The sequence below is a fragment of the Enterobacter cloacae complex sp. IR5412 genome (assembly GCF_049237385.1).
Classification (GTDB): Bacteria; Pseudomonadota; Gammaproteobacteria; order Enterobacterales; family Enterobacteriaceae; genus Enterobacter; species Enterobacter intestinihominis.
Map to the genome: position 1 here is coordinate 409,243 of NZ_JBMKHQ010000002.1, position 22,705 is coordinate 431,947.

General features: G+C 52.2%; 28 protein-coding genes, 1 tRNA gene, 1 other RNA gene and 1 pseudogene. 18 read left to right on the plus strand and 13 right to left on the minus strand.

The annotated features are described in order from the left end of the window. From ACOTX2_RS05630 to ACOTX2_RS05660, 7 genes and pseudogenes are all read left to right on the plus strand, one after another. A pseudogene (locus ACOTX2_RS05630) lies at positions 1-201 on the plus strand (dihydroorotase); the annotation flags it as partial. Between the two features lie 76 nt (positions 202-277). Then, positions 278-523, plus strand: coding sequence for a DNA damage-inducible protein I (gene dinI / locus ACOTX2_RS05635; RefSeq protein WP_022647715.1), 246 nt, complete (start codon positions 278-280; stop codon positions 521-523). A 274-nt stretch (positions 524-797) separates the two neighbouring features. Beyond that, positions 798-1,052, plus strand: coding sequence for a biofilm formation regulator BssS (gene bssS / locus ACOTX2_RS05640; RefSeq protein WP_023299782.1), 255 nt, complete (start codon positions 798-800; stop codon positions 1,050-1,052). 114 nt (positions 1,053-1,166) lie between these two features. Then, on the plus strand, positions 1,167-2,285 hold the full coding sequence (gene solA, locus ACOTX2_RS05645; protein WP_063147636.1) for an N-methyl-L-tryptophan oxidase: 1,119 nt from the start codon (positions 1,167-1,169) through the stop codon (positions 2,283-2,285). Positions 2,286-2,335: 50 nt separating this feature from the next. Next, positions 2,336-2,449 (plus strand): YceO family protein, encoded by a 114-nt coding sequence (locus tag ACOTX2_RS05650; RefSeq protein ID WP_063147637.1) that lies wholly within the window; start codon positions 2,336-2,338, stop codon positions 2,447-2,449. Positions 2,450-2,675: 226 nt separating this feature from the next. Next, positions 2,676-3,242 (plus strand): cytochrome b, encoded by a 567-nt coding sequence (locus ACOTX2_RS05655; protein ID WP_022647712.1) that lies wholly within the window; start codon positions 2,676-2,678, stop codon positions 3,240-3,242. A gap of 1 nt (position 3,243) precedes the next feature. After that, the gene (locus ACOTX2_RS05660) at positions 3,244-3,822 is read left to right on the plus strand and encodes a YceI family protein (RefSeq protein ID WP_022647711.1); all 579 of its coding nucleotides are present in this window, start codon (positions 3,244-3,246) and stop codon (positions 3,820-3,822) included. A gap of 38 nt (positions 3,823-3,860) precedes the next feature. On the opposite strand, the gene ACOTX2_RS05665 is transcribed toward ACOTX2_RS05660, so the two are convergent. Further along, the gene (locus ACOTX2_RS05665) at positions 3,861-4,910 is read right to left on the minus strand and encodes a rhodanese-related sulfurtransferase (RefSeq protein ID WP_046618367.1); all 1,050 of its coding nucleotides are present in this window, start codon (positions 4,908-4,910) and stop codon (positions 3,861-3,863) included. Positions 4,911-5,128: 218 nt separating this feature from the next. Here ACOTX2_RS05665 and ACOTX2_RS05670 point away from each other — a divergent pair, with 218 nt between their 5' ends. The 3 genes from ACOTX2_RS05670 to ACOTX2_RS05680 all read left to right on the plus strand — a co-directional run bounded on the left by ACOTX2_RS05670 (position 5,129) and on the right by ACOTX2_RS05680 (position 7,886). After that, complete coding sequence (locus ACOTX2_RS05670) at positions 5,129-6,055, plus strand: Kdo(2)-lipid IV(A) acyltransferase (protein ID WP_023305852.1); 927 nt, start codon at positions 5,129-5,131, stop codon at positions 6,053-6,055. Positions 6,056-6,196: 141 nt separating this feature from the next. Continuing rightward, a complete protein-coding gene (mdtG, locus tag ACOTX2_RS05675) occupies positions 6,197-7,432 on the plus strand; it encodes a multidrug efflux MFS transporter MdtG (RefSeq protein ID WP_046618369.1) in 1,236 nt (411 codons plus the stop codon). A gap of 79 nt (positions 7,433-7,511) precedes the next feature. Next, on the plus strand, positions 7,512-7,886 hold the full coding sequence (locus ACOTX2_RS05680) for a MysB family protein (RefSeq protein ID WP_003858026.1): 375 nt from the start codon (positions 7,512-7,514) through the stop codon (positions 7,884-7,886). A gap of 7 nt (positions 7,887-7,893) precedes the next feature. Here the strand turns inward: ACOTX2_RS05680 and ACOTX2_RS05685 are convergent, their stop codons facing one another. From ACOTX2_RS05685 to mdoG, 3 genes are all read right to left on the minus strand, one after another. Further along, the gene (locus tag ACOTX2_RS05685; protein WP_003858030.1) at positions 7,894-8,121 is read right to left on the minus strand and encodes a YceK/YidQ family lipoprotein; all 228 of its coding nucleotides are present in this window, start codon (positions 8,119-8,121) and stop codon (positions 7,894-7,896) included. Positions 8,122-8,205: 84 nt separating this feature from the next. Beyond that, entirely contained in the window at positions 8,206-10,734 is a 2,529-nt protein-coding gene (gene mdoH, locus ACOTX2_RS05690; RefSeq protein ID WP_063147638.1) for a glucans biosynthesis glucosyltransferase MdoH, read from the minus strand. Next, positions 10,727-12,280, minus strand: coding sequence for a glucans biosynthesis protein MdoG (mdoG, locus tag ACOTX2_RS05695; protein WP_032622136.1), 1,554 nt, complete (start codon positions 12,278-12,280; stop codon positions 10,727-10,729). The genes mdoH and mdoG overlap by 8 nt, the downstream gene beginning before the upstream one ends. A 255-nt stretch (positions 12,281-12,535) precedes the next feature. Here mdoG and mdoC point away from each other — a divergent pair, with 255 nt between their 5' ends. Further along, positions 12,536-13,675, plus strand: a complete 1,140-nt coding sequence (gene mdoC / locus ACOTX2_RS05700) for a glucans biosynthesis protein MdoC (RefSeq protein ID WP_022647705.1) — start codon at positions 12,536-12,538, stop codon at positions 13,673-13,675. 41 nt (positions 13,676-13,716) lie between these two features. On the opposite strand, the gene ymdB is transcribed toward mdoC, so the two are convergent. The 5 genes from ymdB to csgB form a co-directional block, all read right to left on the minus strand. Then, the gene (gene ymdB, locus ACOTX2_RS05705) at positions 13,717-14,253 is read right to left on the minus strand and encodes an O-acetyl-ADP-ribose deacetylase (RefSeq protein WP_038415816.1); all 537 of its coding nucleotides are present in this window, start codon (positions 14,251-14,253) and stop codon (positions 13,717-13,719) included. Positions 14,254-14,333: 80 nt separating this feature from the next. Then, the gene (locus ACOTX2_RS05710) at positions 14,334-14,654 is read right to left on the minus strand and encodes a type 1 fimbrial protein (RefSeq protein WP_063146125.1); all 321 of its coding nucleotides are present in this window, start codon (positions 14,652-14,654) and stop codon (positions 14,334-14,336) included. Between the two features lie 153 nt (positions 14,655-14,807). Continuing rightward, the gene (gene csgC, locus ACOTX2_RS05715) at positions 14,808-15,140 is read right to left on the minus strand and encodes a curli assembly chaperone CsgC (protein WP_023299776.1); all 333 of its coding nucleotides are present in this window, start codon (positions 15,138-15,140) and stop codon (positions 14,808-14,810) included. 56 nt (positions 15,141-15,196) lie between these two features. After that, positions 15,197-15,652: a curli major subunit CsgA gene (gene csgA / locus ACOTX2_RS05720; RefSeq protein WP_003858043.1), complete on the minus strand. Its 456-nt coding sequence runs from the start codon at positions 15,650-15,652 to the stop codon at positions 15,197-15,199. Between the two features lie 39 nt (positions 15,653-15,691). Continuing rightward, positions 15,692-16,147 carry a curli minor subunit CsgB gene (gene csgB, locus ACOTX2_RS05725; protein ID WP_023299774.1) on the minus strand — a complete coding sequence of 152 codons (456 nt, stop codon included), beginning with the start codon at positions 16,145-16,147 and terminating at the stop codon, positions 15,692-15,694. Positions 16,148-16,235: 88 nt separating this feature from the next. Here csgB and ACOTX2_RS05730 point away from each other — a divergent pair, with 88 nt between their 5' ends. From ACOTX2_RS05730 to csgG, 5 genes are all read left to right on the plus strand, one after another. Continuing rightward, positions 16,236-16,592 carry a hypothetical protein gene (locus tag ACOTX2_RS05730; RefSeq protein WP_127341665.1) on the plus strand — a complete coding sequence of 119 codons (357 nt, stop codon included), beginning with the start codon at positions 16,236-16,238 and terminating at the stop codon, positions 16,590-16,592. 298 nt (positions 16,593-16,890) lie between these two features. Continuing rightward, entirely contained in the window at positions 16,891-17,541 is a 651-nt protein-coding gene (csgD, locus tag ACOTX2_RS05735) for a biofilm master transcriptional regulator CsgD (RefSeq protein ID WP_063147639.1), read from the plus strand. A 4-nt stretch (positions 17,542-17,545) separates the two neighbouring features. Next, positions 17,546-17,935 carry a curli production assembly/transport protein CsgE gene (gene csgE, locus ACOTX2_RS05740; RefSeq protein ID WP_003858052.1) on the plus strand — a complete coding sequence of 130 codons (390 nt, stop codon included), beginning with the start codon at positions 17,546-17,548 and terminating at the stop codon, positions 17,933-17,935. A 26-nt stretch (positions 17,936-17,961) separates the two neighbouring features. Then, on the plus strand, positions 17,962-18,378 hold the full coding sequence (gene csgF / locus ACOTX2_RS05745) for a curli production assembly/transport protein CsgF (protein WP_003858054.1): 417 nt from the start codon (positions 17,962-17,964) through the stop codon (positions 18,376-18,378). A gap of 26 nt (positions 18,379-18,404) precedes the next feature. Then, a complete protein-coding gene (csgG, locus tag ACOTX2_RS05750) occupies positions 18,405-19,238 on the plus strand; it encodes a curli production assembly/transport protein CsgG (RefSeq protein ID WP_023299773.1) in 834 nt (277 codons plus the stop codon). Positions 19,239-19,281: 43 nt separating this feature from the next. On the opposite strand, the gene ACOTX2_RS05755 is transcribed toward csgG, so the two are convergent. The 4 genes from ACOTX2_RS05755 to ghrA all read right to left on the minus strand — a co-directional run bounded on the left by ACOTX2_RS05755 (position 19,282) and on the right by ghrA (position 22,195). Further along, entirely contained in the window at positions 19,282-19,764 is a 483-nt protein-coding gene (locus ACOTX2_RS05755) for a DUF1097 domain-containing protein (protein ID WP_072202167.1), read from the minus strand. A gap of 96 nt (positions 19,765-19,860) precedes the next feature. Beyond that, positions 19,861-20,415, minus strand: coding sequence for a TorD/DmsD family molecular chaperone (locus ACOTX2_RS05760; protein WP_022647698.1), 555 nt, complete (start codon positions 20,413-20,415; stop codon positions 19,861-19,863). Between the two features lie 19 nt (positions 20,416-20,434). Then, a complete protein-coding gene (locus tag ACOTX2_RS05765; protein ID WP_022647697.1) occupies positions 20,435-21,172 on the minus strand; it encodes a phosphatase in 738 nt (245 codons plus the stop codon). 84 nt (positions 21,173-21,256) lie between these two features. Beyond that, a complete protein-coding gene (ghrA, locus tag ACOTX2_RS05770; RefSeq protein ID WP_063147640.1) occupies positions 21,257-22,195 on the minus strand; it encodes a glyoxylate/hydroxypyruvate reductase GhrA in 939 nt (312 codons plus the stop codon). 229 nt (positions 22,196-22,424) lie between these two features. On the opposite strand from ghrA, the gene ACOTX2_RS05775 reads away from it, so the two are divergent. Further along, positions 22,425-22,512 (plus strand) — tRNA-Ser (locus tag ACOTX2_RS05775). A gap of 47 nt (positions 22,513-22,559) precedes the next feature. Then, positions 22,560-22,696, plus strand: a non-coding RNA gene (locus ACOTX2_RS05780) — RtT sRNA. The last annotated feature ends 9 nt before the right edge of the window (positions 22,697-22,705 follow it).

Genomic DNA, 22,705 nt, shown 5'->3' on the forward strand with positions numbered 1-22,705 from the left:
TTTGACGAGATGAATGCGTTAGGCCATTTCGAAGCCTTCTGCTCCCTTAACGGCCCGCGTTTCTACGGTCTGCCGGTTAATGACACGTTCATTGAGCTGGAGCGCAAAGAAAGCCAGGTTGAAGCGTCGATTGCGCTCACCGACGATACGCTGATCCCCTTCCTGGCCGGTGAAACCGTAAGCTGGACGGTAAAAAGCTAAAAAATTGTCATCCCCCTGTTGTCAAACCGCCAATATAACTGTATAAATAAACAGTATATTACACAGGGGGGCATTTATGCGTATTGAAGTCACCATTGCCAAAACCACCGTCCTGCCTGCTGGCGCACTCGACGCTCTGGCGGGTGAGCTATCCCGACGTATTAACAGCACTTTTCCTGAAAACGATGGCGCCATAACGGTACGTTATGCGACAGCAAACCATCTTTCCGTCATTGGCGGCGCGAAAGAAGACAAAGACCGCATCAGCGAAATTTTGCAGGAAACATGGGAAAGCGCCGACGACTGGTTTATCACTGATTAAAATTTGCTCCCTCATTGTGTTTTTTTGCCGGGTCGCCCCGGCTTTTTTTCGTTTCGTCTCCTGAAAGTTCAAAATATTTCAGTATCTTCTTAGAAAATCGTGAACAAGATGACGTTTTATTGTTCGAACAATCCTAAAAAGCAGAAAAATGTGTTGCTACCCGTTTATTTTTTCCTGCGGAACCCTTATTAATTGATATACTGAAAAAGCTTTCAGAAAAACATGCATTGAACCTCAAAGTCGTTGTCTTCTAACACGCATTAAGGGGGTTATAATGGAAAAGAATAATGAAGTCATCCAGACCCATCCACTCGTTGGCTGGGATATCAGCACCGTAGACAGCTACGATGCGCTGATGCTGCGTTTGCACTACCAGACCCCGAATCAGCTAAACCGTGACGAAGCGGAAGTTGGACAGACGCTGTGGCTTACAACAGACGTCGCCCGTCAGTTTATTTCTATTTTGGAAGCAGGCATCGCAAAAATAGAATCTGGCGACTACCAGGAAAATGAGTATAAACGGCATTGACCTTATGCCCCTTTTCACTCAACAGGCACCCTCGCGGTGCCTTATTTATTTCGCTCTTGTATAAGCCCACATAGTTAATTACTCTGCTAACAAAGCGTTAGTAAAGAGAAGCCTATGAAATACGATTTGATCATTATCGGAAGCGGCTCCGTTGGATCTGCAGCCGGTTATTACGCTACGCAGGCGGGTCTGAATGTGCTGATGATTGACGCCCACCTTCCCCCTCATTCTGAAGGAAGCCATCACGGCGATACCCGTCTTATCCGTCACGCTTACGGCGAAGGTGAGCGCTATGTACCGCTGGTGCTTCGGGCTCAGACGCTGTGGGATGAGCTGGCCGCAGTCACCGAAGAACGCATTTTTGAGCGCACCGGGGTTATTAATCTGGGGCCCGCCAACTCCACGTTTCTGGCGACGATCGAGGAGAGCGCGAAAGCCTACCGTCTGGACGTTGAGCGTCTGGATGCGAACGACTTAATGGCGCGCTGGCCGGAAATTTCTGTCCCTGAAGACTACATTGGATTGTTTGAAGCCAATTCCGGGGTACTGCACAGCGAAACGGCCATTAAGACCTGGATTGATCTCGCCGCCAAAGCGGGCTGCGCACAGTTGTTTAACTGTCCGGTCACGGGCATCACCCACCATGCCGGGGGTTCAACCGTCACCACGTCTGAAGGTGAATATACCGCCGCACGCCTGCTGGTCAGTGCGGGAACGTGGGTGACGAAACTGCTGCCGGATCTGCCCATCCAGCCGGTACGCAAAGTCTTCTCCTGGTTCCAGTCTGACGGGCGTTACAGCAGCCAGAACAAATTCCCGGCGTTCACGGGCGAGTTACCTAATGGCGACCAGTACTACGGTTTCCCCTCGGAAAAAGACGCGCTCAAGATTGGCAAACATAACGGCGGACAGGTCATTTCCTCTGCGGAAGAACGCAAGCCGTACGGAGCCTATCCGCAGGATGGTTCCGAAGCCTTCACGTTCCTGCGTAATATTCTGCCGGGCGTAGGCGGGTTGCTTTATGGCGCAGCGTGCACCTATGACAATACGCCAGATGAAGACTTCATCATCGACACCCTGCCTGGGCACGACAACACCCTGATCGTAACCGGGCTCAGCGGTCACGGGTTTAAATTTGCCTCTGTGTTAGGTGAAATCGCCGCCCAGTTTGCTCAGGGGATTGCGCCTTCGTTTGATCTCAAACCCTTCGCGCTCTCGCGCTTTAGCCGATAATACCGCTACAGGCTCCGAATAACCGGAGCCTGATTTGCGAGAGGATCATGATGCGCAGACTGGTGAATTACCTTATCAATAACATCCGCGAGCATTTCATGCTCTACATTGTCCTTTGGTCGATGCTGGCGATTGTTGACGTCATCTTTATTGTATTCTTCTGAAAACTATCACTGACGTTTATTGACACTCCTTTAAAGTTATTTAACTTATAGTTTTTATAAAAAGTCATCTCAAATTTATTGAACGAAGCGATTGAAATACATTGCGGAAACATATTCAAATTCGCTGAAATAAAATAACTAAATAACATTATTCCTTTTTTTCAGTTGCATTATTTAATTAATCCGGCCATTTTTATTGCTCAGTCATTTGAGAACGGAAATTCATATGCAATGGCGTAACTCCTCCAGCCGCTACGGAATAATATCCATGTGTTTACACTGGCTATTTGCACTTGCTGTCTATGCCATGTTTGGTCTCGGCCTCTGGATGGTGACATTAAGCTATTATGACGGTTGGTATCATCAGGCCCCCGAATTGCACAAAAGCATTGGGGTTCTGCTGATGATGGGTCTGGTTTTTCGCGTGATCTGGCGACATCTCTCTCCGCCCCCTCCTGCCCCCAAAAGCCATGGCCGTCTTACCCGCATAAGCGCTGTTGGCGCACATATCGCACTCTATGCCCTGCTGTTCGCCATTCTGATCAGCGGTTATCTCATTTCGACCGCAGACGGCAAACCGATCAGCGTGTTTGGGCTCTTTGACGTCCCTGCCACGCTGGCTGACGCCGGTTCACAGGCTGACACCGCAGGTGTGGTTCATCTGTGGCTGGCATGGAGCGTGGTGATCCTGTCTGTTCTGCATGGCCTTGCGGCCCTGAAACACCACTTTATTGATAAAGACGATACGCTGAAGCGCATGCTTGGCCGTTCGTCAGTTGACTCTGGAGCATAAAATGAAAAAACGCCTGTTGGGTATCGCATTAGGTTCGCTGTTATTTACCACCGGTTCGGCCATTGCCGCCGACTATAAAATTGATAAAGAAGGCCAGCATGCCTTCGTCAATTTCCGTATTCAGCATCTGGGTTACAGCTGGTTATATGGTACGTTCAATGATTTCGATGGCACATTTAGTTTCGACGAGAAAAACCCTGCTGCCGATAAAGTAAACGTCACCATTAATACTAACAGCGTCGACACTAATCACGCCGAGCGTGATAAACATCTGCGCAGCGCTGAATTCCTGAACGTAGGCAAATTCCCGCAAGCTACTTTCGCGTCGACAGAAGTGAAGAAAGACGGTGATAAGCTCGCTATTACCGGTAATCTTACGCTGAATGGCGTAACAAAACCGGTAACACTGGATGCGAAATTAATCGGCCAGGGCGACGATCCGTGGGGCGGAAAACGTGCTGGCTTTGAAGCCGCCGGCAAAATTCATCTGAAAGATTTTAATATCACCACAGATTTAGGACCGGCATCGCAGGATGTAGAGCTGATTATTTCGGTGGAAGGCGTTCAGCAGAAGTCATAAAACAGGCCCGGCAGGCTTTTACGCCGCCGGGCAATGTTTTACTCCGGGTCCGGAATACCCAGTTTGGTATTCAGTCGGCCCCGGGATTTATTAAAGATCTTATTCCCGTTCTCGCGCCCGGCACGGCGACGACGTTGCTCTTCTTCAGGCAGGATACTCTCTTCACTGCACAGCTCGCTACAGCAGCCATTAAACTTCTCGGCACATGCAGGACACTGAATAAACAGAAGATGACAACCGTCGTTTTTGCAGTTGGTATGCGTGTCGCACGGCGTACCGCACTGGTGGCAGTGAGCGATTACGTCCTCTGAAATTCGCTCGCCCATACGCTCATCAAACACAAAGTTTTTACCGATAAAACGCACCGGTAACCCCTGCTCGCGGGCGCGGCGGGCATATTCAATGATCCCACCCTCAATATGCCAGACTTTATTAAAACCGTTGTGTTTCATCCAGGCACTGGCTTTTTCGCAGCGGATCCCCCCGGTGCAATACATAACGATCTTTTTGTCTTTATGCTCCTGCATCATCTCAACCGCTTTCGGCAGCTGTTCGCGGAAAGTGTCGGCAGGAATTTCCATCGCATTCTCGAAGTGGCCCACTTCATATTCGTAGTGGTTACGCATATCGATGAACACTGCATCCGGATCGTCGAGCATCGCGTTCACTTCAGCGGCCTTGAGGTACTCCCCCACATTCGCGGCATTGAAGCTCGGATCGTCGATGCCATCCGCCACAATACGCTCACGCACCTTCATGCGCAGCACCCAGAACGATTTGCCGTCATCATCCAGCGCAATGTTCAGGCGTAAGCCGTTAAGCGCCGGATCAAAACCATAAAGGAGATCGCGGAAGGCGCTGACTTTGCTTTCCGGCACGCTGATCTGCGCGTTAATACCCTCACGCGCCAGATAGACGCGACCAAACACGTTCAGGGTGGTGAAAGCCTGGTAAAGCGCATCGCGGGTCGCCTGTGGATCGTTGATGGTAAAATATTTATAGAAAGAGATCGTTGTGCGCGGTTCGGTTTCGGCCAACATACGCGCTTTCAACATCTCATTCGAAACGCGGTTGTGTAACACTGGCATGGTGTACAAGTCCTGCAATCGTTGAGAAATAAAAATCGGTCGGCATGATATAGCAAACAAAGACAATTTACATCCACACAATTTACGCTACATTTCAGTCAACCTGATTAATCAGACTTAACACTTGCATATTCTTTCATGTTTCGATGACAGACATTTTGGCTATGCCTCAAAAAATGAGACAATAGCCCTTCAGGACGTTAGAACACAGGACAGACATGACCCAGTTACCGAAATTTACTGCCGCGCTTTTACACCCACGCTATTGGTTAACATGGTCAGGCATTGGCTTGTTGTGGCTAATTGTACAGCTGCCTTATCCCGTAATTTTCCGCATGGGTAAAGGACTGGGCCGCATTGCTCAACAATTTATGAAGCGTCGCGCCAGGATCGCGTATCGAAATCTTGAGCTTTGCTTTCCTCAGATGAGCGAATCTGAGCGTCACGACATGGTGGTTAAAAACTTCGAATCTGTCGGCATGGGACTGATGGAGACCGGTATGGCCTGGTTCTGGTCGGATAAGCGCATGGCGCGCTGGACGGAAGTGGCCGGAACCGGCATGGATCCGGTGCATAATCTCCAGGCCAACCAGACTGGCGTCCTGCTGATTGGCGTTCATTTCCTGACGCTCGAAATTGGCGCGCGCATGTTCGGCATGCAGGCGCCGGGTATTGGCGTTTATCGTCCCAACGATAATCCGGTGATCGATTTGATACAGACCAACGGACGCATGCGCTCGAATAAAAGCATGATCGACCGCAAAGACCTTAAAGGGATGATCCGCGCCCTCAAATCAGGTGAAGTGGTCTGGTATGCCCCGGATCATGACTATGGCCCGCAATCCAGCGTGTTTGTCCCGTTCTTTGCGGTGGAAGATGCGGCGACAACCACCGGGACCTGGATGCTGGCGCGGATGTCCAAAGCGGCTATCGTGCCGTTTGTACCGCGCCGTAAACCAGACGGTTCAGGCTATCAGCTCATCATGCTGGAGCCGGAACTCACGCCGCCGCTGGATGATGCAGAAACCACCGCGCGCTGGATGAATGCTATTGTCGAGAAATGCATTATGCTCGCTCCCGAGCAGTACATGTGGCTGCATCGCCGCTTCAAAACCCGGCCTCAGGGCGTCCCTTCTCGTTATTAATCTGCATGCGGTCTTCCGGGCCGCAAGCTGTTTTAGCTTTAAAAGCTCCCCGTCATTGCGGCAATCATACCCCAGGCGCATAATTAGCAGGCTTATTACCTCACTGGTCACGGTGCCCTGCACCTCATTATGCGGATAGTTATGTCCTCCACAGATGCTCCCATAAACTGGAAACGCAACCTGACGGTTGCATGGCTGGGTTGTTTTCTTACTGGCGCCGCCTTTAGCCTGGTAATGCCCTTCCTGCCCCTCTACGTTGAACAGCTCGGCGTCACCGGCCATAGCGCACTGAATATGTGGTCCGGCCTGGTGTTCAGCATTACGTTCCTGTTCTCCGCCATTGCGTCGCCTTTCTGGGGTGGGCTTGCGGATCGCAAAGGCCGCAAAATTATGCTGCTGCGCTCCGCGCTCGGCATGGCGATCATAATGCTGTTGATGGGGGTGGCGCAGAATGTCTGGCAGTTTCTGATATTACGCGCGCTTCTGGGTCTGCTCGGGGGATTTATCCCCAATGCCAACGCCCTGATCGCAACCCAAATCCCACGCCATAAAAGCGGCTGGGCATTAGGTACGCTCTCCACTGGCGGCGTAAGCGGCGCACTGCTGGGTCCGCTGGCGGGCGGGCTGCTGGCCGACCACTACGGACTGCGGCCGGTATTCTTCATTACCGCCAGCGTGCTGTTCCTCTGCTTCCTCGTGACGCTTATCTGCATCCGCGAGAATTTCACGCCGGTAGCCAAAAAAGAGATGCTGCACGCCCGGGATGTGCTGGCCTCGCTGAAAAACCCAAAGCTGGTGCTGAGCCTGTTTGTGACCACCATGATTATTCAGGTGGCCACCGGTTCAATCGCGCCTATTCTGACGCTCTATGTCCGCGATCTGGCGGGAAACGTCAGCAACATTGCTTTTATTAGCGGCCTGATCGCCTCTGTTCCCGGCGTGGCCGCGTTGCTGAGCGCGCCACGGCTCGGTAGGCTGGGCGATCGCATTGGCCCGGAGAAAATTCTGATCTGCGCCCTGATCCTCTCCGTTCTGCTGCTGATCCCCATGTCGATGGTGCAGTCTCCCTGGCAGCTCGGCGTGTTGCGCTTTCTGCTGGGCGCAGCGGACGGCGCGTTGCTTCCGGCGGTGCAGACGCTGCTGGTTTATAACTCCACCAACCAGATTGCCGGACGTATTTTCAGCTACAACCAGTCGTTTCGCGATCTGGGTAACGTCACCGGGCCGCTGGTCGGCGCGGGGGTTTCGGCCAGTTTCGGTTTCCGGGCGGTCTTTATCGTGACGGCAGGCGTCGTGCTGTTCAACGCTGTTTATTCCTGGCTCAGCTTATCCCGGGCGCTACGCCCGGCGCGCATAACACAACATCGTGACGGCTAATTTACGCATTCATACTTGCACAATCATATAATCAGCTATTCTTTCCCTGAATACCTTCACGAAAAACAGGGAGACACCAATGACAATGTACGCCACGCTGGAAGAAGCTATCGATGCCGCTCGCGAAGAATTCCTCGCCGATAATCCCGGCATTGAGGAAGAAGATGCTGACGTGCAACAACTCAATATCCAAAAATACGTCCTTCAGGACGGCGATATTATGTGGCAGGCCGAATTCTTTGCTGATGAAGGTGAAGACGGAGAATGTCTGCCGATACTGAGTGGTGAAGGTGCGCAGGCGGTATTCGACGGCGACTATGACGAAATTGAGTTACGTCAGGAGTGGCTGGAAGAAAATACGCTGCATGAATGGGATGAAGGTGAGTTTCAGCTCGAACCGCCGCTGGATACCGAAGAAGGTCAGGCCGCAGCGGACGAATGGGACGAGCGATAAGCTCTCGTTACTCGTAAGGGCCGTGGCTGGCATCGATGGGCAGCAGTAGCGTGTCGAAAATCAGCGAAAATGGCAGATCGAGCACGGTGAGATAGCGCCATGCGGAATCACGGACATCCCACTGTACGCCGGGGTAGTACTGATTCCCGTGGCCCTGTCCGGGAATGGTGCGGCTGATGATGCTGCCGCAGCCGCTGAGCAGGCATGCCATCATGACAACAATGATTACTTTCATTTCTGACCTCTAAAAAAATACCGGCGATTAAGCCGGTATTTTATTTGGCGGGTGGCGCTTCGCTTACCCGCCCTACTTAACAACTTACTTCGCCTTCAGGGCCAGCGGATTCATCTTCACGTCCTTGTAGTAATTCACCCACGAAGAGTATCTCTCCGGAGAAGTCCACACGCGGTAGTGAAGCCGTGCCATCGTCACCGGATCGCTCAACAGCACCAGACGACGGTCGCGGTTAAGCTTTTCTGGCGTCTCATTCAGCGCCTGCTCAACGTGGCGATCGCGGGCGATCTCCAGCACCTGGCTGGCGCGGTGACGCGCAGTCGCCATCGCGGTTGCCAGCGCATTGAATGACGGGTTAAACACGGCGTGCATAAAGCCATCATCCAGCGTGCGTTTGCGGTTCTGCTCCAGATAGGTATCGGTATCCACCAGCACCTGCGGCGGAGAATACTCTTCCGGGATCAGGAACAGCTTCCAGCGTTTGGTACGCAGGCCCACCGTAGAACGGCTGGAGATCACCGACACAAATGGCGACAGGATCAGCGAGAAGACGATTGGCGCCAGCCAGAACAGGAAACGCAGATCCAGCCAGGCCATACCAACAGCCCACACCAGGCCCAGCAGCAGCTGAGAGCCGTGGCGCATAAAGGCTTCACTCCATGGCGTAGAGTCATCGTCACGCTGCGGTGAATTCCACACCACTTCCCATCCCAGGAACGCGCTCACCACGAATACCGTGTGGAACAGCATACGCACCGGTGCCAGCAGGACCGAGAACAGCACTTCCAGCAGCAGTGAAAGGGTTACACGGCAGAAACCACCGTACTCCTTCGAACCTTTACACCAGATCAGAATGATACTGAGCAGCTTAGGCAGGAACAGCAGCACCATGGTCGACGCGAACAGCGCAATCGCCAGCTCCGGACGCCACTGCGGCCACACCGGGAACAGCTGGCGCGGTTGCAGGAAGTACTGCGGCTCCGTCAGGGCATGCACAACCTGCAACGCGGTCGAGAGTGCCAGGAACATAAACCACAGCGGCGCAGACAGATAGGACATGACGCCCGTCAGGAACACCGCACGGTGAACAGGGTGCATCCCCTTCACCAGGAACAGGCGGAAGTTCATCAGGTTACCGTGACACCAGCGGCGGTCGCGCTTGAGCTCATCCAGCAGGTTCGGCGGCAGCTCTTCATACGAGCCCGGCAGATCGTAGGCAATCCAGACGCCCCACCCTGCGCGACGCATCAGCGCGGCTTCCACAAAGTCATGCGACAGAATGGACCCGGCAAACGATCCTTCACCCGGCAGCGGCGCCAGGGCGCAGTGCTCGATGAATGGCTTCACGCGGATAATGGCGTTGTGGCCCCAGTAGTGAGATTCACCCAGCTGCCAGAAGTGCAGACCGGCAGTAAACAGCGGCCCGTAGACGCGGGTCGCAAACTGCTGGCAGCGCGCATATAGCGTGTCCATACCGGACGCTTTTGGCGAGGACTGAATAATACCCGCGTTCGGATTGGCTTCCATCAGACGGACCAGCCCGCTCAGACAGTCGCCGCTCATCACGGAGTCCGCATCCAATACCACCATGTAGCTGTACTGGTTACCCCAACGACGGCAGAAGTCATCGATGTTCCCGCTCTTACGCTTAACACGACGACGACGACGACGGTAGAAGATCTGCCCTTCGCCCTGCACTTCAGCAATCAGCTCCATCCAGGCTTTTTGCTCTGCCACGCAGATATCCGGGTTGTAGCTGTCGCTCAGGATGTAGACGTCGAAATGCGCCGCGTTACCGGTCGCCTTTACGGACTCCCAGGTGGCACGCAGCCCGGCGAATACGCGGTCAACATCTTCGTTACAGATAGGCATGATCAGCGCGGTACGGTGCTCAGGATTGAGGGGTTCATCCCCGACCGTCGACGCAGAAATGCTGTATTTGTCACGCCCCATCAGCAGTTGCAGGAAGCCCATCAGCGCCGTCCAGAACCCGGCGGAGACCCAACAGAACAGCACGGCAAACAGCAGAAGGATGCCGCTCTGTAAAATATACGGCAGCAGCTGCATGAAGGAGACCCAGATATCCTGGCCAATCATGTCAGCAGGGTTAATCAATGCCCAGCCCTGGTACGGCAGAATAGTTTTCATGTACCAGGTGGCGACAACCGTCTGTGCCAGCGTCAGCAGCAGCAGAATGTAACGACGAATCGTTCCCACGGTACGCCATTTCTGCTCGGACGCCTGTTGTTCTTTGGTCAGACGTGACAGATAGCGCGGCGTCACGTCACGCCCACGCAGGCGATCCCAGAAGCGACCCACCGGGTTGGTGCGCCACGGATCGGGGAACATAGAGGAACGCGTGGCCTTCGGCATCGCCTGTAGCTGGTCACGCCCTTCGTCATCCTTGATTAACTGCCCTTCTGCCAGCGAGTCTGGCCATGCCTGCTCCAGACGTGCCTTCACTGACCCCAGCGGCGTATCATCATCACGGGAAAAGTGACGATGTTCACCATCCAGCGCGGTGTGAACCGCGCGGATGTCGCTCGCAGGGAGTGCCGCTTTTTCAATGTCCGTTAGCGGCATGGCATCAATATATTCAGATGTATTATTCATTGGCAGGTAGCTGATAGCTCCAGGTTTCACTCAGCGGCTTATCGTTACTGACCAGCGCGGCGCGCATTTCAGTGGTCTGTTTCGGATCTTTCACCTTCACGCGCAGGGTCAAACGCCACCCTTTGGTGACCGGATTGTAACGCACAGCGTTCTCAACGATTTCACCGTTATCGCCAATGCTGGCCTGTGCCGTCACGGCAGTATCCGGCGCCAGTTTTTTCATATCCTGCCCGGTGAAGTCCACGATAAATGCCAGCGTGCCATCCGGCTGACGAATCAGGTTGGACTGCTTCACGTCCCCCGTAGAACGACGCGTCTGCATCACATACGCGTTATCCGGTGCGTGCAGTTTGTCTTCGTCACGGCTGAAGGTGATCGCATACTTGAAGTTCATCTCTTTACCGGCTTCAGGCAGCTGATCCGGTGTCCAGTACGCCACGATGTTATCGTTGGTTTCATCATTGGTTGGAATTTCAACCAACTCAACCTTGCCTTTACCCCAGTCGCCTTTCGGTGTAACCCAGGCGCTTGGGCGCAGATCGTAGCGGTCGTCCAGATCTTCAAAGCGGGAGAACTGACGGCCACGTTGCAGCAGACCAAAGCCCTGCGGGTTTTCCATCGCAAAGCTGCTGACGGCGAGGTGTTTCGGGTTGTTCAGCGGACGCCAGATCCACTCGCCGTTACCAGCATGAATGGAAAGGCCATTAGAATCATGCAGTTGAGGGCGGAAGTTAGTCGCCGGAGACGGCTGATTCGGCCCGAACAGGAACATGCTGGTCAGCGGCGCGACGCCCAGTTTGCCCACTTTATCGCGCAGGTAAACTTTAGACTGCACGTCAACCACCGTGTCACGCCCTGGCATGATCACGAAGCGATAAGCGCCTGTCGCACGAGGGGAGTCCAGCAGCGCATAAATTGTCAGACGTTTGTCGGTTGGTTTTGGACGTTCGATCCAGAACTCGCGAAAACGTGGAAATTCTTCACCTGATGGCAGCGCGGTATCAATTGCCAGACCGCGCGCAGAAAGCCCGTATACCTGCCCCGCGCCAATCACGCGGAAGTAGCTGGCGCCAAGCATGCTGACGATTTCGTCGTTTTTATCTTTGCTGTTAATCGGGTAAAGCACCTTGAAGCCTGCGAAGCCGAGGTCTTTCACCGTGTCTTTATCGTGTTGCACATCGCCAAAATTGAAATAATCCGGGCTGTACTTGATTTTACGTACCGCGGTCGCCGTCACTTCATTGATGGCAACCGGCGTGTCGAAGTACATACCCTGGTGGTAAAATTCAAGCTTGAACGGGGTTTTAATATTGTTCCAGTACGCTTTATCGTGATTGAACTGGATCTGCTGATAGTCCGCGTATTTCATGTCGCGGAAAACGGAGGGCAGGTTACTTTTTGGCGCTTCGTAGCTCTTGCCCGCCATCGATTTAGCCTGTTTTGCGACATCATCGATGTTAAAGGCCAGTGCAGATGAGGTATACAGTGACAACAGCACTGCTACACCCAACCAACGCATTTTCATCATTTGTGGTTTATGTTTCATAATAAGTAAGCACTTCCCCCTTTGTGTGCTTATATCGATCCGATCCATTTTAATGGAAACTCAGGCAATCCGACAACATTATCACTGCTTTGTTCAGCTCGCTGGCTCATGGATTAAGCAAATGAAAGAACCCGCTTTTCACTTTGCGTGCTTATCCTGGAGACAGGGTGTCGGTCTTGGTGTAGGGTTGGCTCCGAATGTAACCATTATGAGCCTTAGGGATAAGGCGAAAAGTCTGAGAATGCGCAAAGTTATATGAGCACAACCCCTGTACAACGTGAATATTTCCTCGACTCGATCCGCGCATGGCTCATGCTATTGGGGATCCCTTTTCATATTTCACTGATCTATTCCAGCCACACCTGGCATGTGAACAGCCAGATGCCCTCCTGGTGGCTGACGCTGTTCAATGATTTTATCCATGCCTTCCGCATGCAGGTGTTTTTCGTCATTTCAGGCTATTTCTCTTACATGCTCTTCTTGCGCTATCCCCTCAAGCGGTGGTGGAAAGTACGCGTGGAGCGCGTGGGCATACCAATGTTGACGGCCATTCCGCTGCTGACGCTGCCGCAGTTCATCATGTTGCAGCATGTTAAAGGCAAGGCGGAAAACTGGCCTAATCTCTCGTTCTATGAGAAATACAACACCCTGGTCTGGGAGCTGATTTCCCACCTCTGGTTCCTGCTGGTACTGGTGGTGCTAACCACGGTGAGTTTGCTGATCTTCAGTCAACTGCGCCAGCGCGCGAGCGCCGCAACCTCGACCTTCTTCGCCAACATCACCCTGGGCAAGCTGTCGCTGCTGTTTCTTGCGCTGGGGGTCGCGTATGCCGCCGTCAGGCGTACGCTACTCATTGTCTACCCTCCCATTCTGAGCGATGGGCTGTTTAATTTCGTGGTGATGCAGACCCTGTTCTACATCCCCTTCTTCCTGATTGGGGCGCTAGCATTTATTCATCCCCGGCTTAAAGCGCTGTTTACCACCCCCTCCCCCTGGTGTGCGGTGGGTGCTGCGCTGGCCTTTGCCGCCTATCTTCTCAATCAGCGCTTTGGCAGCGGGGACGCGTGGATGTATGAGACAGAGAGCGTGATAACGATGCTGATGGGCCTGTGGATGGTTAACGTGGTGTTCGCCCTTGGCCATCGTCTGCTGAATTTTAAATCAAGTCGCGTCACCTATTTCGTTAATGCTTCACTGTTTATCTACCTGGTCCACCATCCGCTGACGCTGTTTTTCGGGGCGTACATTACGCCGCATATCAAATCGAATGCGCTGGGCTTCTTCACCGGTCTGGTCTTTGTGGTTGGCATTGCCATCGTGTTGTATGAAATCCACCTGCGGATCCCGCTTTTGCGTTTCCTGTTCTCAGGCAAACCTCAGGTTAAAGCGGGATAAAAAAACGGCGCCTCCAGAGCGCCGTTTTTGCTTTTCAGACATCAAAATGCCTGGCTGCGCGCGGTCAAAAGCCGCTGATACAGGTCGGCGGTGTGCTCATCGAAACAGACAAAAATGACTTTTTCCGGCATGGGTTTGAGGGAAAGGTAGTGATAAACGGTATTCACGGCGATCGTAGCTGCCGCTTCCTTTGGATAACCGTACACCCCGGTGCTAATGGCGGGGAACGCCATGGTCTTATAGCCGTTATCTGCCGCAAGCCGCAGGCAGTTACGATAAGCCTGCTCCAGAATCTCAGCCTCATGGCGGTCGCCACCGTGCCAGACAGGTCCAACGGTATGGATCACCGCTTTGGCCGGGAGATCGCCCGCAAGCGTAATAACAGCATGCCCCGGCGGGCACTCTCCCTGCTGCTGGCGCACGGTTTTGCATGCTTCAAGGAGCTGAGGGCCCGCGGCCCGGTGAATGGCACCGTCTACCCCGCCCCCACCCATCAGGGAGGAATTGGCTGCGTTGACGATCACGTCAACGTGCACCGTCGTGATATCGCCATGAATAACGTCGATTTGCGGTCTCATAAACACCCTCTGCAACCCGCCTTTTTCATCAGTGTATCGCAGAGGGAGAAGGAGAAAAACTGTCGCGAAAAAAACGGCGGTTAACGGTAATCCACCTGAACGACCGCAAGCGTTTTCTTTTCATTCAGATATTTCATGGTGACAGCGGCCAGCTCTGAGTGAGGATGATGGCCCCGGAGCGCCTCGTCATAACTGATGGTATGCGTTTTCATACGGTTATTTTCCGGGCAGGAAATTGCAAACTGCTGATGCCGGGGCGTGACTTCGCACGGGTCAGCGACCACCGCGCCACGAAAATGAATCACCCCACCATTCTCTATAGTTGCTGAATAAGCCGGAGGAAAAAAAGAGGACAGGATCAGTCCCAGACCAGAAATAATACACGCTGCGGATTTGAACATTATTTGTACTCCTCAATGAAATTCGTCCTTGAGGGGTAAAAACGCTCCGTTATGACGTATCAATTTAAGCAACCCGTTTGCTGGGTTCTTGATATCAGCATAGCTTACCTGTGCAGCGCCGCCACTTTATTAAATCATTGATTTTATGAATGATTAAAGCGTACTTGCCGGTGCGTTCCACTGCTGTGATAAATGAAGCGATTTTCCATCGGAAACGGTGACGATTATTTTTACCGCATCCCCTGAGCGAATATTTAAACTGATTCGCGTTAGATCAATCGGCTGATTAGCGGGTATAAAAAGAGTATTTTTCTGCCGCGATGTACTTTGTCCCCCCTGCCCCTGCCGGACAGATAACACCTCAACCTGACATTCGCAGGCGTCTGCCAGCGTGACCTGAGGAATAATGGTTGTCACATTTGCCTGCTGTGAGGTGCTGAACGTTATCTGGCTGGCAAGCGCGGCAAGGAGAATGAAGGTGCTCATGAGATCCTCCCGAAAAAAAACAGGGCGCATGCCCTGTTTTTTGGTACAGAAATGAATCAGTACTGGTGTGCGGTCGCGTTGTTGCCGAAGCCAACCTGGTGCACAGTCACCGTTGAGCCGGACGCTGTCTGGTCTACCGCCGCGCCGTTGCCGCCGCCGAACTGTTTCACGTTGATAACAGAATCTTTGCTATTCCACTGGTCGATGGTGGCGCTGTTACCAAAGCCTTTTTGCAGCAGATCGATAGAACTGTCATCAGAGCCCTGGCCAACGTCTGCGCCGTTACCGCCACCATGCTGGGTAATGGTCAATTCAGAATCTCGGGCGTCCGTCTGCAAAGCAAGCGCGGAGTTACCGCCGCCATACTGGTAAATGCTCAGGGTTGAGTCAGGGCCGTTATTGCCGCCACCCCAGCCACCACCGTGACCGCCGCCAAATTGTGGTACCGCACCTGCGAAAGCACTGCCAGAAACTACGATTGCTGCAATAACTGCCACTTTGAAAAGTTTCATGGTAAACCCCCATCGGATTGATTAAGGCGTCACACATCGCTAGCGTTGAATAACGCGAATAGCCATCTGCGACTGTCTCTGTACTACAACTGCTGTTTTCTGCGTACCATACTGCGTTATATTCGCCCTGTTACCCGAGCCTTTCTGGATAATCATGGCGGTGTTGCCAAAAGCGCCCTGCTTAATACTCGCATCGTTGCCGTTGCCGGTCTGATCGATATAAGCAAGGTTATACGTCCCTGACTGATCAACATTCGCGCGGTTATTCCCGCCCTCCTGGGAAATAACGGACAGCAATTTAGAACCGCCCTGGCGTACATCAGCATTATTTCCTGAACCCTGTTGACCAATAATGGCTGCCTGATTGTATGAAGCTTTACTTAATTCATTTATCGCAAAATTATATTCAGAACTGGCTAAATCTGAATCACCTGCGATTACAAACCCAGGCGCACCCAGTAATGTAAACATCATAAACAACGTTTTGTTTTTCATGCTGTCACCCTGGACCTGGCTATAAAAAAGGTATTCCTTACTCCGTTAACGCGATTCGTTTTGTTAACGCCGCGTTACGGAAAAGAGTATGTCTGCCGAAACATGTTTAATATCTCACCCGTGCGCCTTATTTTTATATTCCCCTTCACCTCAAAGTCGTAAATCTCGCCTGAAACGACGGGATACTCGCCTAAAGCAGAAACCAAAAATGTCTTCCTGCGCTTGTACAACAGCGAGACAGGCTGTCCAACCTGTACCGGCTGCTTCAGACAAAAACGACAATGCCCTTTGCCACGCGCGTGACACGAAGCAAGTTTTCTTAAGAAAAAATTCTGGTTTAGGTAAGTCTTATGTTTTTAGCAGAGTTCATACTTTTTACCGGCTGGCTTACAATAATAAAAAACCAGATAATACAAATCATTATAATATACCGTATGGTTTTTAAAATCTGTGCACGTTTATACACCTGTACAACTTTCCCCTTATCTTAAAATCTATTCACCCTGCAAAATACACAAATAAATATCGAATTTTACATTATGTTACACGATTAACACTTGCTTTAAAGTTTGCAATAGCTAGATTGAAAACAGCAGTACGTTATTTGTTTTTAATTTTACCGCCTCCTTTGGAGGAAGGTTTTTTAACTACACACAGCAGTGCCACACCTGCAGTACTTCTGGTGCCCTTTTCAATAATACGAGGGCAGCTGCCGGGTGTCATAAATAACGTGGGGTTTCATCATGTTTAATGAAGTCCATAGCTTACCCGTTCATACATTATTGTTGATCACAAAACCTTCCTTACAAGCGACAGCGTTATTGCAGCATTTAAAACAATGCCTGTCACTTAACGGGAAACTTCATAACATTCAACGTTCTTTTGATGATATCGCTCCTGGCAGCATCATTCTTCTCGATATGATGGAAGCGGATAAAAAACTGATCCATTACTGGCAAGATAATTTAAGCAGGAAAAACAATAATATCCGCGTGTTGTTATTGAATACGCCTGATGAGTATCCTTTCCGCGAAATTGAGAGCTGGCCGCATATTAACGGCGTGTTTTACGTTACAGAAGAAGAAAACCGTGTCGTGGAGGGTTTGCAGGGCATATTACGGGGGGAGTGTTATTTCTCGCAAAAACTGGCCAGCTACCTCATTACCCACTCCGGAAATTATCGCTATAACAGTTCGGAATCGGCCCTTCTGACGCACCGTGAGAAAGAGATCCTGAACAAACTGCGTATTGGTGCTTCAAATATTGAAATCGCCCGTTCGTTATTTATCAGCGAAAATACGGTTAAGACGCATCTTTATAATCTTTTCAAAAAGATAGCTGTTAAAAATCGCACGCAGGCGGTGTCGTGGGCAAACGATAACCTCAGGCGTTAATAGCATGAAACGCACCCTAAGTTGGATTGCCGCCGCAGGCATTATGCTTGCTGCCGGAAACCTTCAGGCTGTTGAGGTGGAAGTTCCTGGACTGTTGACCGACCACACCGTCACCTCTGTCGGACACGATTTTTATCGTGCCTTCAGCGATAAGTGGGAAAGCGATTATCCGGGTAATTTAACCATCAACGAACGGCCCAGTGCGCGGTGGGGAAGCTGGATCACAATAACCGCTAATCAGGACGTTATTTACCAGACTTTTTTATTCCCAACGAAAAGAGACTTCGATCAGAACGTCGCTTTCGCACTGGCACAAACAGAAGAAGCTATTAACCGCCTACAGTTAGATAAAGCCCTTTTGAGCACAGGCGATTTAGCAAAAGATGAGTTCTAGCAACGACACCTATTTCGGAGGCTGTAATGCGTCTCGCACACACAGTGATTTCGTTAATGCTCATTGCGCCGTTGAGTTGGGCCGGAAATATGACATTCCAGTTCCGCAACCCTAATTTTGGCGGCAACCCGAATAACGGAGCCTTTATGCTTAACCAGGCGCAGGCTCAAAACTCCTATAAAGACCCCAGCTATGACGATGATTTCGGTATCGAGACCCCGTCAGCTCTGGATAATTTTACTCAGGCCATCCAGTCGCAAATATTAGGTGGCTTATTAACCAACATTAATACCGGAAAACCCGGCCGGATGGTCACTAATGACTTTATCGTCGATATTGCCAATAAAGACGGGCAGCTTCAGTTAAATGTGACGGACCGAAAAACCGGTAAGACGTCGACAATCCAGGTTTCCGGTTTGCAGACCAGTTCAACTGATTTCTAAACAACTCCGAAATAAGGACAATTATCATGCAGCGCTTTTTTATTTTAGTTGCAGTGTGCTTATTAAGCGGTTGTTTAACTGCCCCGCCAAAAGAAGCCGCTAAACCCACCCTAATGCCCCGTGCCCAGAGCTATCGGGATCTGACGCATCTGCCGGGCCCTACCGGGAAGATATTCGTCTCGGTCTATAACATTCAGGATGAGACGGGCCAGTTCAAACCGTATCCGGCCAGTAACTTCTCCACGGCCGTACCGCAGAGCGCCACCGCGATGCTGGTTACCGCCCTGAAAGATTCGCGCTGGTTTATCCCGCTGGAACGCCAGGGGCTGCAAAACCTGCTTAACGAACGAAAAATCATTCGTGCTGCACAGGAGAATGGTACCGTTGGCGTCAATAACCGCATGCCGCTACAGTCTCTCACCGCAGCCAATATCATGGTGGAAGGCTCGATTATCGGCTACGAAAGTAACGTGAAATCGGGCGGCGCGGGTGCCCGTTACTTTGGTATCGGGGCCGACACGCAGTATCAGCTGGATCAGATTGCCGTCAACCTGCGCGTGGTTAACGTGAGCACGGGTGAAATTTTATCCTCCGTGACCACCAGCAAAACGATTCTCTCATATGAAGTGCAGGCGGGGGTATTCCGCTTTATCGACTACCAGCGTTTGCTGGAGGCTGAAATTGGCTATACCTCTAACGAGCCGGTCATGCTATGTCTGATGTCGGCCATCGAAACCGGGGTGATTTTCCTGATTAATGACGGCATCGATCGCGGCTTGTGGGATCTTCAGAATAAAAGTGACGTGAGTAATGCGGTGCTGGTGAAATACCGTGAGATGTCGGTTCCGCCGGAGTCATGATTGGCGGCGTATAAAAAGGCGAGATTTTCGTCTCGCCTTTTTTTTATTTACTTACCACAGGAACGTTCTGGCTCTTCTCGCGTCGGGCTGCAAGCCAGAGACCGCTGTTCTTCATAGCGTAGCCAAACAGTAATCCCAGCATGAGCGAAGGGACCACCAGCTTCCAGTCCCCCTGGCCTGCAAAGGTCGCGCAGGCACCCATGAACGTGCCGGGCACAAAGGACAACAGCAGATGTTTTGCCTGAACGCACATCAGGAAAGCCACAATACCGGTCATGACGTACCCCAGGATTTCCACATGCGGCGCCAGCGCGCTGCCCTTCATAATGATCAGCGCCCAGACCACGCCACTCAGTAACGTGCTGCCTGAAATAAAGAGCCCTTTAAAACCACCCTGCGGACAGGCGAAATAGGCCGTGCAGCCAAGAAAACCGGCCCAGCTCAACAAACCGAGAGATACCGCCACCCAACCCCAGAGGCCGGAGAGGATGCCAGTCGTGATTGCAATACAAAGTAATATGTTCATGGTGCGCATCTTAGCAGATGCGCACCCTAGAAATGAGATCAGAAGCACGTTACGTGCAAGTTGAAATGTATCGTTGCAGGATTTTTGTGATTTAAATCACTCTTCACTCTCTTCTTCCAGCTCATCCCACATGGCAGCGATAGCGTCACGCGTCAGCGGAGCCAGCGTTCTCCAGAACGGAGAGGTGGCGTGGGCTTCAACTTTACCCAGGAAGGTTCCGACCCACGGCAGCAGATACGTTTCGAACAGGGTTTCAATCGCCTCATTCTCATCATCACCTGCTTTATCTTCAATCCATGAGGCCGCCAGCAACAGGGTACCGATATGATCGGCAGGCATATCCGTCAGCGGCATGCCGCGTTCTGAAAGAAACGCCCGAACTTCCGCTTCGGTCGCACCTTCCTGCCAGGCAGAACGATACGGCGACACGCGACACTCTTCCCCCACGAACAGCGCGTTGTAATCCGTTGAAATCTGCTGCATATCGCAACTTTTTTGCAAGCGTTCCAGCAACTCATCCTGTTCCAGCGGCCAGCTCTGCGCCAGTTTACCTTCACGAATCAGGGTAAACAGCGGAACCAGCAGCGGATCCTGCGGCTGGCGGTAATATAAGGTGCCCAGCACGCGGCAAAGGATGGAAAACTCATTCATGTTTTTATTCCGTTATTAATTAAAGATCGGCAAATTCATCAATCGGCGCCATGCCGCGCGACTCAAGGAAGTCGAGCATACGACGCGGCGTGACGTTCAGGATCTGTTCTTCCGGGAAATTCACGTCCCGCAATATTTTCAGGCACTCGCTGAAATCACCCAGCGTGAAGGCCGTGTGTGAATCAGAGCCCAGCGCCACCATTCCGCCTGCGTCACGCACGGCCGCCGCAACGTCGCGGCAGTTGGCCTCACTGCCCTTACGCGAATGCACAAACGAGGAGTTGTTGATCTCCAGCGCCACGCGGTGCTTCGCTGCGGCCTGTGCCACGGCCTGAATATCGATCGGGTATTTCGGATTTCCCGGGTGGCTGATAATGTGCACATTGCCGCTGGCAATGGTGGCAATCATCGCCGCGGTGTTGGTCTCTTTATCCTGGGGCGCAAAGACCGGCTCGTGGAAGCCGGCGAGGATCAGATCTAACGAGGTCAGCATCGGGCCGGTGCAGTCAATTTCACCGTCGGTATTTTTGATGTTCGCTTCGATGCCTCGCAGTATCCCGATACCGTCAACCAGACGTGGCCAGATACGCATATTCACAAAATGCCAGTAGTGCGGCGCATCCGCCATATCCGGACCGTGATCGGTTATCGCAAACAGCTTGATGCCTTTCAGCTTCGCCTGAGCGATATAATCATGGAGGTTACTGTAAGCGTGAGTACTGGCGACGGTGTGCATATGCAGGTCAACGGGATACATCTTTCTCTCCTCTGCGGTTTTTCCAAAGGATAGCAGTTATCAGCGGCGAATATTAGCAAAAACCCGGCGAACGCCGGGTTTCTCTCAGTAGCCTCGCTGTCTGTCGACCTGTCCGGTCACCGCATTGCCCTTCTCTATTTCGCTGATGGTATGCGAGATATACGCCACGGCCTCCGCCGGTCGCGTCACGGCCGCAATATGGGGCGTCATCGCCACGCGTGGATGTGCCCAAAGCGGGCTGTCTGTCGGCAGCGGTTCGCGGCTATACACATCCAGCATTGCGCCTTTCAGTTTACCGCTATCCAGCGCTTTCAGCAGATCGTCTTCCACAACGTGTACCCCGCGCGCCAGGTTCATTAAGTAGCTATCTTCTGCCAACTGGTTGAGGAGCGTGCCATTGATAATGCCGACCGTTTCCGCCGTATTCGGCAGCAGGTTAATGAGAATGCGTGTCCCTTTCAGGAACGCCGGGAGTTCGTCCGTTCCGGCAAAGCTCTCGACGCCCGGATAATCCTTACGGCTCCGGCTCCAGCAGCGCAGTGGGAAGCCCCACGGGGCGAGCGCTTCGGCGACTTTCGAACCCAGCACACCCGCTCCGAGGATGCCGATGGTGAAATCTTCACGCTGATAATCCGGGAGCGGTTCCCAGTGGGATTGCTGTTTAAACGCCTGATAATCGTCGAAGCGGCGGAACCAGTGCAGCACCTGGCTTACGGCGTATTCCTGCATCTGCTCCCCCATACCGGTATCTTCCAGACGAAACAGGGGAATATCTTCCGGCAGCATTTCAGGGTGAGCCTTCAGCTTACTGAGAATGGAATCCACCCCCGCACCAAGAGCAAACACCGCCTTCAAACGGCGTCCCTGTAGCATTTCGACCGGGGGATGCCAGACCAGCGCGTAGTCGGCATGTTCATTATCGCCCTGTTTCCATTCGCGAACGCGTGCGCCAGGCAGTGCCGCCGTGAGCGCCTTAATCCAGTAAGCCGTATCAAAAGTGGGGTGATAGAAGATAATATCCATAGTCATTGCCTTTTAGTGCGCTGTTTTATTTTCATTTTCAACTGGCTTGTCAGCATAACAAATTTATCGCTAAACCGCGTTGCTGATAAAAGAGGCGCTTTTCGCACATTTCGAAATCAGGTTGCCTGAAGTTTGTCTAAACACGCTAAATTACTGAAAAAGTGGGTTGACGGCAGTACGGCTTTTCCTTACATTAGCGCCCGTCCCGACAACAACGGGATGACAATATGGTGAGGTGTCCGAGTGGCTGAAGGAGCACGCCTGGAAAGTGTGTATACGGCAACGTATCGGGGGTTCGAATCCCCCCCTCACCGCCATATTTGAAGAAGAGCTCGCATGAAAATGCGGGCTTTTTTTTTCGCATGTTGCACGACTGCGGGGGGGGATGAGAACCCCCGACCGGGGTTCGACAACTGGCGCAGCCAGTTGGACAGACTGAGAGTGAAGCGAACAGGCTGCCCGCAGGGCGAGCGAAGCGAGTCAATCCCCCCCTCACCGCCATATTTGAAG